The following is a 12,500-nucleotide window of genomic DNA, read 5'->3' on the forward strand; positions in this document are numbered from 1 at the left end:
AGATAAGGGAGTTTGCCCGCTATGATTAATGTAGTAATTGTTGACGATGACTCTTTTATCCGTGAAAGCCTTAAAGTACTGGTAGGACTGGACCCCGACATTGCGGTTGTTGGCGCAGCAGGCGATGGCAATGAAGTATTAGCCTTGCTGCAGTTGCTGCCGCAAACAGATGTGGTACTAATGGATATCCGAATGCCGAATTGCTCCGGCGTGGAGGGCACCCGTCTCGTCAAGGAGACTTATCCCAATATCTCCGTGCTCATGCTGACCACCTTTGATGATGATGAATATATCATTGAGGCACTCCGTAACGGCGCCAGCGGCTATCTGCTCAAGAACATCCCGCCGGACCGCATTATCCAGGGCATTAAGACGGTGCATGAAGGCAACATGCTGATCCATCCCGACATCGCCCGCAAAATGGCCGGATTTCTGCAGCCCGCCTCACGTACAGAGACCGCACAGGGCCGTCCACTGGAATCCTTCGGCCTAACCAAAGCGGAGCTTGCCGTCGTCGCTTCCATTGCCGAAGGTCTTACCAATAAAGAAATTGCCGCTAAGCTGTTCTTAAGTGAAGGCACCGTGAAAAACTACATTACCGATATTCTCAGTAAGCTCGGACTGCGCGACCGGACACAGATTGCGATATTCTATTTGAAAAACCAGCAGGAGAAGTGATGGCCAGCCGGGATTACGTTACAGAGAACGGTTGTGGAACGGAGAAGTAGTTCGCGGACAATGAGGCGCTCCCGGTTTCTCTATGGATTGGAATACATAGATATACTCAGTACATTTAGAAAAAGGCCTGCATTCCCGCAGTTACGCGCGAATGCAGGCCTTTTATTGGTTTAGTTGATGTGTGCGGATGGAATCCTCTTGCGAATTCTGCAGCAGGATCAGCCTCCGGCGTTTTCCTGTTTGGGTTCAGCTCCGGCAGGTTTGGTCCGCTTGAGTCCATCTGCCGGAAGGCTGCGGCGACGGGTTCCGGTCTTCATCCCGATGATGCTGAAGATGCTGGAAGGTTTGGCCTCAGCAGTACGCAATTCATCCGGCTCCGGCACCAAAATCATCCCGAGCTGGTGATGGTCGCCGTCATATATCGCCCGCTGCAGATATTTGCTCTCGCCTTCCCGGTTCTTTACCTCCAGCTTGCAGAACGCCGGGTTCATGCGCAGCGCTTCATGCAGCTGCGCCGCTTCGGTCAACAGGACCCCGTTGACCTTCAGCAGGATCTCGCCCGGCAGGATGCCCATCTCCTGCGCGGGGCTGTCCGGCAGCACGGCAAGCACCTTGCGGCCGGCCGGGGGATGCACGAAGATGGGACTGGTACTGCGCTCCTCCAGAGCGCTGTACCAGCTTAAGCCTTCGTGCAGCAGAACAGCCGCGAGCGCCGCGAGCACGGTCAGCGGGCTCCACCAGGCCGCAAGCAGGCTGATGCCCAGCAGGACGATGCTGTATAGCAGCAGCCGTCCTGCCGTGCGGGCCGCCTTGCGCCCGGGCAGCATGCTCTGGGTCATCTCGCTGAAGCCGATGATCACCGGCAGCGAGACCAGCCCAAGGCCGCCGCCCAGCAGCGGCTGCCAGGGCAGGTCGCCGATTCCGGTGCCTGAGGGAATCAGCAGGAACAACGGCAGCGGCCAGAAGGCTTGCAGCTGATAGCCGCCGACGACCTTGCCGCGCTTCCCTGCCAGGAAGAGCGGGGTTGCCAGGCGCGCGCCCTGCCAGCGCGCCAATAGCGCCTCCGCAAGATGAAGCAACGCGGCCAACACCAGCAGCGCCGGGATATCCATATCCCGCAGCGCCGTGGCGAAGGTGCTTACGCCTCCGCTCTGCAGGCTATCCGGGAAGAAGGAGAGCACAAATTGCGCAACTCCCAGCAAGCCTATGGAATAAGCGAAGCATAAAAACCGCACACGGAACAACATCAATACCAGACTGACCACCCAGATGAGAGCTACCGCAGCCCCGGGCAGTGAAATGCCCAGCGCGATCGCGGCTAGCGAGACAAGCAGCCCCATGACCAGCCCGCTCCAGATCGTCCGCCATGTTTCCTTCCCCCAGCTATGCTGCTTCACATGAATCAGCTTCCGCTCCAGTGCAACCTGCCTGCGGTAATACAGTGCTATAAATATAAGTGCGATATAGTAATAAGGCTGAAGAAGCAGATGTATGACCGCATTCCCCCAGCTTGTAAGCAGTTCCGTCATCACATTCAATGCGTTCGTCACACTCCTTATCTCCCTGGCTTGACTCCTATTGCAGTGTAATCCACTATCGTCTACCCGTCATAGAAAAAAAGAAGGCTGAATTCAGCCTTCTTACTTTTTCGACGCTGTTGCCTTAATTTCCTTCTGAATCTCTTCGATTGCCTTGTTCCGCTGGTTATCATTGACCGGGTCCTGAATAACCTTGATCAGCGCCAGCTCCATGGCTTCTGCTGTCTTAGCGTCAATGACACCCGTCGGTTTCAGCTTCGCCGTGCTTTGGAATTTCTTGACTGCTTCCTTCGTGCCTGCATCAAAATATCCATCCTTGCGGCCCGGCTTGTAGCCCAGACCCTCCAGCATCGTCTGTGCGCTTTTCACATCGGAACTGTTCATGTTGTATTGCAGTGTCACACTTTTGTTAATAGGTGCCACCGAGAAGTAATCAGGCTGGGATACGGCGATATCCGGCTTGATTCCCTTGCCGTGAATCCATGTGCCATCCGGCGTCAGCCACTTGGCAATGGTAATCTTGAGCAGACTGCCATCGCCAAGTTCCTTTTCAAAACTGGTCTGCACCGTGCCCTTACCGAATGAATTCTCACCAATCAGCTTAGCCCCGGCCGATTGCTGCAATGCCCCGGCAAGAATCTCTGATGCACTTGCGCTGCCTTTGTTCATCAGCACGACTACCGGGTATTTCTTGCTTGAGCCCTTTGAGGTACTGACCTCGCGCGTTTTGTCCTTATTTTCAACCTGGACAATCGTTTTGCCGGACGGTACGAACTGCTCTGCCATCTCAATGACTCTTTGCAGTACACCCCCGGGATCGTTGCGGACATCAAGGACAAGTCCCTTCATGCCCTGCTTCTCCAGATTAGCCAGCTCTGTCTTGAAGCGTTCGGCGGTATTCATGGAGAACTGGGTCACTTCGATAACACCCACCCCGTTCTTCTCCATGGTCGCATACACAGTCTCCAGCTTCACGTCAGCACGGGTAATTACAAATTTCAGCGGCACTGCAGAACCTGCCCGCTGGATTTGAAGCGTGGCATCGCTGCCTTTCGGGCCGCGTATCTTGGCTACAGCCGCATTCAGCTCCAACCCCTCCAGCGATTCCCCGTTCACTGACAGGATAACATCCTTGGCCTGAATTCCGGCTTTTTCGGCAGGTGAGCCCTTAATCGGGGACACCACCACTACCTTGCCGTTGTCCGAGGAAACCTCCGCACCGATTCCCGAGAAGGAGCCTTCGATACTCTCCTCAAACTTCTCTGCCGTTTCCTTGCCCATATAGTTGGAATAAGGGTCGCCCAGGGCTTCCATCATACCGTTGACCGCACCATCTATCAGCTTTTCCCGGTCCACAGTCTCATAATAATTGCCCTCAATCAAACTCAGAGCGGTTCCTAGCTTCTGTGACTCCTTGTCCTCCAGGCCACCGGTCGGCCGCACCGACGCCGCCAGGCCTTCGCCTGCGGCTTGTCCAAATACTTGCACATATCCGGTTACGCCTAAGGTCAGCAGGCTGCCGCACAGCAAGGCGGCGACAATCATAAAGGCCGCTGTGCTTTTCTTTAACATAACGTTCCCACCGTCCCTTCTTGTCCATCTCGTAAAACCCACATTAGTCCGTCCAGGAAAGAACGGTATCTCTCCCAGTATATGCCGTATAACGAATTTATATTTATTAGTGCTAAAAATTAGAGATAAGGCATTGGATTAACCGCTTTTTGATCAATCCGGACTTCAAAATGCAGATGGGGCCCCGTTGAACGACCTGTCGATCCCGATTCAGCAATTACTTGGCCTCGTTCTACCTGTTCGCCTTCTCTCACCTTAATGCCGCCTTCGCGGATATGTCCATACAATGTCCAGACACCGCCGCCGTGGTCAATAATTACGCAGTTTCCGTAACCGCTCCACCATTCTGCAATAATAACGGTGCCGGAGTCCGCTGCATGGATGCTCGTCCCCTGCGGAACTGCAAAATCCACACCGGTATGCACTTTACCAACCTCTCCTGTCACCGGATGGGTACGCGGACCAAAAGGAGAAGAAATACGCGCCTGGCCTACCGGCATCAGGAAAGGACCACTGCCTCCAACATATTCCGAAGAACTCGAACTCGAACTGGAATTCGAATCGGAACTGGAGCTGCTAGCGCTCGCAGCCTTCGCTCTAGCTGCCGCTGCCGCCGCTCTGCGGGCCGCCTCCGCTTTCGCTGCTGCTGCCTTGCGTGCCGCTTCTTCAGCCTTAATCTTATCCTTCTGCACTTGTAAAGCGGAACGTTCACTGGCAAGCTGCACTAGCTTGGCGTTCTGCTCTTCACTGATATCATCCGTATCTTGTATTTCCTTGTCATAATAAGCAATAAGTTCTTGTCTCTGCGCTTCCCTTTCCTTAAGCACGCTGCGCTGGGATTCCAGATTCGTGTACAGCTGCTTGGCCTGTGCATATTGCCCTTCAAGCTCCTGCTTCTTCACAATAACGGTCTGCTTGTCCAATTTGTGCTGCACCAGCAAATCCTGATCCTGATCCACAATCATCTTCAGCGAATCGGCCCGGTCGAGAAAATCCGCAAAGCTCTTTGAAGACAGCAGTACATCAAGGTACGATACCGCCCCATCTGTATACATCAGCCGAACGCGCGATTCCAGCAATTTCTCCCGGGAAGCTACACGCGCTTCTGCTTCATCCAGCTCGGCCGCGGTAACATTAAGCGACTCTTCGGTGCTGGCGATTTTGCCGGAGGTGGTCTTCATTTCGCCTTTCACTTGATCTATTTGCTCCAGCACAAGCTGGAGATTAAGCGTTGTCTTGTTCTTATAGTGCTGGGCTTCCTGATTGCGTGATTCCGCTTTTTCCTGTGCAGCCTTGGCCGTCTGCACCTCTTGCTGCAGCTTCTTCAATTGCTTGTCAATTTCAGCGACACTTGTCTTCTTGGCGTATCCGTCAGAGGGTCCTACTAAAGTGACAGCCAGCAATGCAACGGCTAATCCGGCGGCAATCTTCTTCAACTCGCACTCCCCATCCTTTATTCTCAAATAATTATCGTTTCGTAATTTCAGTCGTATTGAATGAAGACTTATACTTTCAAAAACTTGCGGATCGACACGGTACTTCCCCACACACCGATCAGCACGCCCAGGCCAACCAGCAGCCCGCAGAGCATCAACCAAATATCCTCAAAGGGAACAAGTTTCAGCCCAAGCATCGGATCTCCCTGTACGGAAGACACCAGACTGCTGTAACCAACGTAGAGAGCACCTGAGGTGACCAGTGATCCGATCAGGCCAATAAGCGCACCTTCAATAAAGAACGGCCAGCGGATAAAATAATTCGTCGCACCCACCAGTTTCATAATGCCAATCTCCTTGCGGCGGGCAAGAATGGTCACCCGGATCGTATTGGAGATCAGGAACATCGACATCAGCGCAAGTCCTGCCACAAAAATAAAGCCGATGTTGCGCACAGCACGCGTTACTTTGAACAGCGTCTCTACCGATCCTTTGCCGTAGTTAACTTTAAATATTGGCTGCTCTTTGTGGGTCTTGTTGAGTGCTTCAATCTTTTCGGAGACAAAAGGAACGGTTGTTGGTTCGATAACTTCCACCAGCAGCTTGTCCGGCAGCGGATTATTGTCGACATCAAAACCCTCCAAAAGCTCGGCGGCATCCGGACCCATATCTTCGCGGAACTCCTTTAGCCCCTGCTCCTTGGAGACGAACTCAACCTTGCTGACTTCCGGCATGCTGCCAATTTCGTTCTCCACCGTTTCACGCATCTTCTGATCCGTATTCAGCGCCAAGTGCACATTGATCTGCACCTGGCTGTCCGCCTTGTCTGCGACGGAATTAACATTAAGCACTAGCAATATAAATACGCCTAGGACGAAGAGAGAGACGACAATGGACGTGATGGAAGCCACCGACATCCAACCGTTGCGGAATACGTTTTTGAAGCCTTCCCGCACATGCCGCAAGAAGGTCTTAAAACTCATAACCGTATTCCCCTCTCACCTGGTCTCGAACAATGTTACCGTTCTCTATTGCCAGCACCCGCTTGCGCATTTTGTTGACTATATCTCTGTTGTGGGTAGCCATGACGATGGTCGTGCCGCGAAAATTAATCTCGTCAAGAAGCTGCATAATTCCCCATGAGGTCTCGGGATCCAGATTGCCGGTCGGCTCGTCCGCAATAATAACGGAAGGATTGTTGACGATGGCCCGGGCAATCGCGATCCGCTGCTGCTCCCCGCCCGACAGCTGTGAGGGCTCACGGCCCGCTTTGCTGCGGAGACCTACCAGGTCGAGTACTTCATTGACACGTTTCTTAATGATCTTCTTCGGTGCTTCAATAACCTCCATAGCAAAAGCGACATTCTCGTATGCTGTCAGCCTGGGCAGCAGGCGAAAATCCTGAAACACAACGCCGATATTACGGCGGACATAAGGGATCTTGCGCGGCTTAAGCTTACCTATATTAAACCCGCCTACAGATATCTGTCCTTTGGTCGGAGTTTCTTCTCTATAAATTAATTTCATGAACGTTGATTTCCCTGCGCCGGACGGTCCGACGATATAAACGAATTCATTGCGATCGATCTTAACGGATACACCTTGAAGGGCATGGGTTCCGTTCGGGTAGGTCTTCCATACATCCTGCATTTCGATCATCTTATCACTTCCCGATTCTGACATATTGCTCCGGTCCCTGCCTTTCGACAGTAAACAGCGGGAGCTTCCATAAACTGCATTATTATCGCAGGCGTATCTATTGTAACAAATCCGTAACCGATTGAGTACCCGAAAGTTTTGCCGGAGCCGCACATATACATATATAAAAGCGTGAATGTTGTCCCCTGTACATATATATCGGTTACAGAAACCGTTCTTTAAGCATTGTTACTACTAGCATTGTTACTATGGCCCGCGCCGCTTCAAGCGCCAATACGCCCCCAGAAGGAGAATTTTCATGAAAAAAATCCACGCTGCGCTTATCGCTCTGATCGGGCTCATCCTTGCCGGTTCTCTTTTCGCCGGAGCGCTTCATTTATATGGGAGCCAAAAAACCATTCCGAAGGATACCTATTTGGCAGGCTGGAACATCGGCGGAATGGACATCGGCGAGGTCCGCAACGGATTAAATGCGCGGCTGGAGGCGCTGGAGGCGGTCCCTCTTATCCTGAAGGCGGAGGGTAATACGGAATTGACCCTCACGCTGAAGCAAGCGGGAATGACCTACGAAGCGGAACATTTCCTCCGGGGACTGAAGGAGCTGACAGACGGAAGACTCTTGGACCGTGTTCGTGCCCGCCGCAGTTTCCCCCGCAGCTGGAGCTTCGGTGCCCATCTGGAGATCAGCCAGCTCCAGAACAGCTTAAGCCCGGCCTGGGAAAGAGAGTCTTTTGGCATTCCCGTTGACGCCACGCGGCGGATTACTGAGGATGACCGGGTAGTCTATACACCAGAGAAGACCTCTTACGAGGTAGATTGGCACAGACTGGAGCTTGCCCTCCGGGCGGCCCTGCCAACCAGACTCAGTACCGTAGATTCTTTGCAGGGCAAGGGGATCACTCTTGAAGTGCCGTTGGCCGTCCAGGAGCCTGCAGTCACACTTAGGGCTTTGAAAGACCAGGGGATTGAACGGAAAATTACCCAATTCAGCACTTCACTCGGTACAAGCGGACCCGGGCGGTCCTTTAACGTAGAAGCCGCCGCAAAAGCCGTCAACGGTACAATGCTCCCGCCGGGCGCTGTGTTCGATTACGGTAAAGCGATTGAAAAAGCTCAGGTTGAATACGGCTTCCGTGAAGCACCGGTTATTGTGAACGGCAAGCTGCAGCCCGGCACTGGCGGTGGAATCTGCCAGGTCTCCAGCACCCTCTACAACGCCGCACTCCGCTCGGGGCTGGAAATTGTGGAGCGGCGCAATCATTCGCTGCCGGTCAGCTATCTGCCCAAGGGACAGGATGCAACATTCGCCCAGGGCTACATCAATTTCCGCTTCCGCAACAACACCGGTAAATACTTGATTATTAAAGCTGCGGTACAGGGGCGCACCTTAACTGTAAAGCTGTTCGGAACGTTCCCGAAGAACGTTTCCTATGCTATCCACTCCCAGACCGTGGAGGTGCTGCCGCCGACCGATAAGTATGTGGGCGACTCCTCGCTGCCTCCCGGCGGAACACGGGTACTGCAGAACGGCAAAACCGGCTATGTGGTTGAGACCTATATTACCCGCTATGAGGACGGCAAGGCCGTAGAGAAGACAAAGCTCTCACGCGATGTCTATCCGGCGCAAAAACGGGTCATCGCCATCAACCGCGGCGGCATGAGCAGATCCACCCTGCCGGAATCGCCAAAAAAGCAACTGGTTGAGGATGGCGTACGCAGCAGCGGGCAGCAGTGAGCCTTCCCTTTACTGGCGGGCATTCCGGAAATTCGAAAAAGACGGTCAGCAGCGGATGCTCTAACCGTCTTTTTGGGCAATATAAGTATAAGTTTCACAAGTGTATATATCCATTTTACACTCTGATAATCTACAGCGCCACCGCAGTTAATGATATGACGTTACACTGACAGTAAACTAGCATCAGAAAGGATGAATTACTATGAGCACAATACTTGCATCCGGACTGCCCTCCGTTGTCCGCAGCGCTCCTGCCGTCTACGCCTCCCGCACCTGCCGTGAAACGCTGCGTGTCATGTTTCAGCATCCGGAATCCAAATGCATCGTCGTCTGCAATTCCGAGAATGAACCTGTTGGCCTGCTGATGTGCGAGCGCTTCTTTTTGAAAGCCACCGGGCGTTTGGGCATGGATCATTTCTACAGAGAATCTATCACCAAGCTGATGAGCCGCAAGCCGCTGATTGCAGACATCTCCGCCTCCCCAGACAACGTGCGGGCTGAAGCAATGAACCGCCCCGAGCCTATGAGAAATGATTGCATTATTATTACGGGCAACGGCAAGTTCTCCGGTGTTGTCTACCCTTCAGATCTACCTCAGCCCGAATAGCAAACCTACTCCACTTCCTCTTAGAAAAGAATGTCCGGTGACGTGTCAATCCTCCAGTACCCGTTCACTTTTTTCAGTTCGACTACTACAGTTTCTGTCGGGCCCTGGCCCTCCGGATAAGGCACAGTAAGCTCGAACACTGCTGAGGTTGTGGTTTTGGAAACCATTCTGGCCTTGGCCTTCTCATATTGCAGTGAATCGCCCATGTCGGCATTCACCTGCGCCATTCTCCCCTTATACTCCAGAAATTGATTCTGTACATAATAAGCCGCCGCCTTGTGGGTGTACGCACGTTTTATGTAACTGAGCAGCTTCTGTTTCGTTCCGAGATCACTGGAAAGAAACCGGTATTCCATAGTATTATACTGAAAAAGCTCCGGCATATATGCACTTCCTCCGCGATGCGTATACGTATACAAAGCTTTGGCATGGGCCACCAGCGGAACCACGCTATTGACTGTCAAATTATTGATCAGTACCGGCCCCTCTTTTCCCGGTGCCACTACGGCCACGCTTTTTACTCCTGTATTCGAGAGCGGCAGTGAAGCCGCCAGTGCCCCGCTTCCCGCAGACATCAGCCCCAGGGAGAGAGCTAACGAACCGATCATCCACTTCTTGTTCATCCTTTAAACGCCTCCTTCATTGTCTTTAAAAATTAGCAGAGCTCAAATGTTTCCATTGCAGCAATAGCCACTTTATAGCTTACGGTCTCCCTTAAGCTAAAATACCCAATCCCGCTTCTTATGAAAACGGATTAATGTCCGGCAAGCACAAAAAAAGCTCAGCCGAGGATGTATATCGGATTTGCACTGTGCTATTATTTGGCTGAGAGGAGGAGTGAATAAATGGCTTTAATAGAATGCAAATTTTATTCAGAAGTATTGGGACTGAACACTTCGATGACTGTCATTTTGCCGCAGCAAACCACTACACAAATCGGGATGAGCAACGTAAAACGGGGTGATCTTCACCCGACGCTGTTTTTGCTGCATGGCTTGTCTGATGATGATTCCATCTGGCTGCGCCGGACTTCAATCGAACGGTATGTGGCGAAACTGGGGATTGCTGTGGTTATGCCGCAGGTACATCGCAGCTTTTATACGGATATGGCCTCAGGGGGTAATTACTGGACGTTTATCAGTGAGGAATTGCCTGCGCTGGCGCGCTCCTTTTTTCCGTTGTCAGCGAAACGTGAGGATAACTTCGTGGCTGGCCTCTCGATGGGCGGTTATGGGGCGATCAAGATGGGTCTGCGCAAGCCGGAGGTTTTTTCCGCTGCTGCAAGTCTGTCGGGGGCACTCGATATGGCCCATCATTTCTTGAACTCGGAAGATGCCTTGAAGAAAAGTAAAGAGTACGAGCTGATCTTTGGCAAGAAAGACATCGCAGGCACTCCGGATGACTTATTGTGGCTGCTTCAGGAAGTTGACGGCTCCAAGGGACCCAAACCACTGCTCTACCAATGCTGCGGTACCGAGGATTTCCTGTACGAGGATAACCAGGCCTTCCGTGAAGCCTGCAGCAAGACGTCTTTGTCGCTCACTTATGAAGAAGGTCCGGGCGAACATGAATGGGGCTACTGGGACACCAAGATCCGCGATGTGCTGGACTGGCTGCCGCTGAGTAAATAGGCTTTTCTCTGCCAATGCAGTGACATTCCCCTGGCATCGAAAAAAGACTGTCCTCCCCGCATCCTAAGATACGGCTGAAGACAGTCTTTCTTGATTTAAGCTCTTTCGATGATGCGTTGGCCAAAAGTTAACTATTCAGCGGCGTCCCCATGCTGCGCTACCCATTTATTGGCCTCAAGCAAGGCAGCCTCTGCCCGTTCAATCGCTGCTTTCACCTGCACAGTGGCTGTGCCGCCGTACACGTTGCGTGCATCCACCACCGCTTCCGGCTGCAGGACCGCATAGATCTGCTCGTCGAACAGCGGCGAGAACTGCTTGAATTCCTCCAGCGTCAGATCGAGCAGGAATTTCCCTTCGTTAATGCAGAACAGTACGGTTTTGCCAATGACTTCATGGGCTTGGCGGAAAGGCAAACCTTTGCCGACCAGGAAGTCTGCAATATCAGTCGCGTTGGAGAAGTCGGTATTCACCGCTTCACGCATCCGCCCCCTATTCACCTTCATGGTGGAGATCATTGGTGCAAACAGCTGCAGCGCCCCTGTAAGAGTGGCTACTGTATCGAACATGCCTTCCTTATCTTCCTGCATATCCTTGTTGTAGGCCAGCGGCAGGGACTTCAGCACGGTCAGGAGGCCAATCAGGTTGCCGTAGACGCGGCCGGTTTTGCCCCGCACCAGTTCCGGCACATCCGGATTCTTCTTCTGCGGCATAATACTGCTGCCAGTACAGAAGGCATCGTCCAGCTCTACGAAGCTGAATTCCGTGCTGCTCCACAGCACCAGCTCCTCGCTGAGCCGGGACAGATGGGTCATGATCAGCGAGGCGTTCGCCAGAAACTCCACGATAAAGTCACGGTCGCTGACTGCATCCAGGCTGTTCTCGTACACACTGTCGAAGCCAAGCTGTTCCGCTACAAAATGTCGGTCAATCGGGAATGTAGTTCCCGCCAGCGCACCCGCTCCCAGCGGCAGCACGTTGATCCGCTTGTAGCTGTCCGTCAGGCGCTCCGCATCCCGGCGGAACATCGACACATAAGCCAGCAGGTGATGGGCGAATAGAATCGGCTGTGCCCGCTGCAAATGCGTATAACCGGGAACAATCGTCTCCACATTATCCTTCGCCTGGCCAATCAGTGCTTCCTGCAGCTCATGCAGCAGCCCAACCAGCTCTACTACCCGATTGCGCAGGTATAGATGCATGTCGGTCGCCACCTGATCGTTACGGCTGCGTCCGGTGTGCAGCTTCCCGCCGACCGGACCGATTTCCTCGATCAGGTTCTTTTCAATATTCATATGAATGTCTTCATCTGCTACGGAAAAAACAATCTCGCCTGCACGAACCTTATCCAACACCTTATTCAGTCCTGCCTTGATCGTCTCTACATCTTCCTGCGGCAAAATCCCGCATTTGCCCAGCATTGTGACATGGGCCAGACTGCCCTGCACATCCTCTTCGGCCAAAGCCTTATCGAACCCGATGGAAGCCGTATATTCCTCCACCAGCTTGTTTGTTCCTTTGGTAAAACGTCCGCCCCAAAGCTTGCTCACCTGTTGTTTCCTCCTCTGTTGACGCCAGAAGGGCCGCTCCTGTCCTGACGGGAGGAACGGCCTTCGGATGTCTGCTTAATTAAGCTGAACTTATTTC

General features: G+C 52.9%; 11 protein-coding genes. 4 read left to right on the forward strand and 7 right to left on the reverse strand.

What is annotated here, in order from left to right:
- The first annotated feature begins 21 nt into the window (after window positions 1-21).
- Window positions 22-678 carry a response regulator transcription factor gene (locus NSS79_RS31255; protein WP_342437403.1) on the forward strand — a complete coding sequence of 219 codons (657 nt, stop codon included), beginning with the start codon at window positions 22-24 and terminating at the stop codon, window positions 676-678.
- A gap of 218 nt (window positions 679-896) precedes the next feature.
- Here the strand turns inward: NSS79_RS31255 and NSS79_RS31260 are convergent, their stop codons facing one another.
- From NSS79_RS31260 to ftsE, 5 genes are all read right to left on the reverse strand, one after another.
- The gene (locus NSS79_RS31260) at window positions 897-2,207 is read right to left on the reverse strand and encodes a PDZ domain-containing protein (RefSeq protein ID WP_342440476.1); all 1,311 of its coding nucleotides are present in this window, start codon (window positions 2,205-2,207) and stop codon (window positions 897-899) included.
- Between the two features lie 111 nt (window positions 2,208-2,318).
- Complete coding sequence (locus tag NSS79_RS31265) at window positions 2,319-3,788, reverse strand: S41 family peptidase (protein WP_342437404.1); 1,470 nt, start codon at window positions 3,786-3,788, stop codon at window positions 2,319-2,321.
- A gap of 119 nt (window positions 3,789-3,907) precedes the next feature.
- A complete protein-coding gene (locus tag NSS79_RS31270; RefSeq protein WP_342437405.1) occupies window positions 3,908-5,224 on the reverse strand; it encodes a peptidoglycan DD-metalloendopeptidase family protein in 1,317 nt (438 codons plus the stop codon).
- Window positions 5,225-5,292: 68 nt separating this feature from the next.
- Window positions 5,293-6,207: a permease-like cell division protein FtsX gene (gene ftsX, locus NSS79_RS31275; RefSeq protein ID WP_341096733.1), complete on the reverse strand. Its 915-nt coding sequence runs from the start codon at window positions 6,205-6,207 to the stop codon at window positions 5,293-5,295.
- Complete coding sequence (gene ftsE / locus NSS79_RS31280; protein WP_038600957.1) at window positions 6,197-6,883, reverse strand: cell division ATP-binding protein FtsE; 687 nt, start codon at window positions 6,881-6,883, stop codon at window positions 6,197-6,199. The genes ftsX and ftsE overlap by 11 nt, the downstream gene beginning before the upstream one ends.
- Window positions 6,884-7,181: 298 nt before the next feature.
- Between ftsE and NSS79_RS31285 the strand changes: the two genes are divergently transcribed.
- Together NSS79_RS31285 and NSS79_RS31290 are read left to right on the forward strand one after the other, a co-directional pair.
- Window positions 7,182-8,618: a VanW family protein gene (locus NSS79_RS31285; protein ID WP_342437406.1), complete on the forward strand. Its 1,437-nt coding sequence runs from the start codon at window positions 7,182-7,184 to the stop codon at window positions 8,616-8,618.
- Window positions 8,619-8,820: 202 nt separating this feature from the next.
- Window positions 8,821-9,225 carry a hypothetical protein gene (locus tag NSS79_RS31290; RefSeq protein WP_342437407.1) on the forward strand — a complete coding sequence of 135 codons (405 nt, stop codon included), beginning with the start codon at window positions 8,821-8,823 and terminating at the stop codon, window positions 9,223-9,225.
- Window positions 9,226-9,245: 20 nt separating this feature from the next.
- Here the strand turns inward: NSS79_RS31290 and NSS79_RS31295 are convergent, their stop codons facing one another.
- Window positions 9,246-9,848, reverse strand: coding sequence for a DL-endopeptidase inhibitor IseA family protein (locus NSS79_RS31295; RefSeq protein ID WP_342437408.1), 603 nt, complete (start codon window positions 9,846-9,848; stop codon window positions 9,246-9,248).
- A gap of 222 nt (window positions 9,849-10,070) precedes the next feature.
- Here NSS79_RS31295 and NSS79_RS31300 point away from each other — a divergent pair, with 222 nt between their 5' ends.
- Window positions 10,071-10,856 carry an alpha/beta hydrolase family protein gene (locus NSS79_RS31300; RefSeq protein ID WP_342437409.1) on the forward strand — a complete coding sequence of 262 codons (786 nt, stop codon included), beginning with the start codon at window positions 10,071-10,073 and terminating at the stop codon, window positions 10,854-10,856.
- 131 nt (window positions 10,857-10,987) lie between these two features.
- Here the strand turns inward: NSS79_RS31300 and argH are convergent, their stop codons facing one another.
- Window positions 10,988-12,403, reverse strand: coding sequence for an argininosuccinate lyase (argH, locus tag NSS79_RS31305; protein ID WP_342437410.1), 1,416 nt, complete (start codon window positions 12,401-12,403; stop codon window positions 10,988-10,990).
- Between the last annotated feature and the right edge of the window lie 97 nt (window positions 12,404-12,500).

This window comes from Paenibacillus sp. FSL L8-0436, from assembly GCF_038593025.1.
Classification (GTDB): Bacteria; Bacillota; Bacilli; order Paenibacillales; family Paenibacillaceae; genus Paenibacillus_AQ.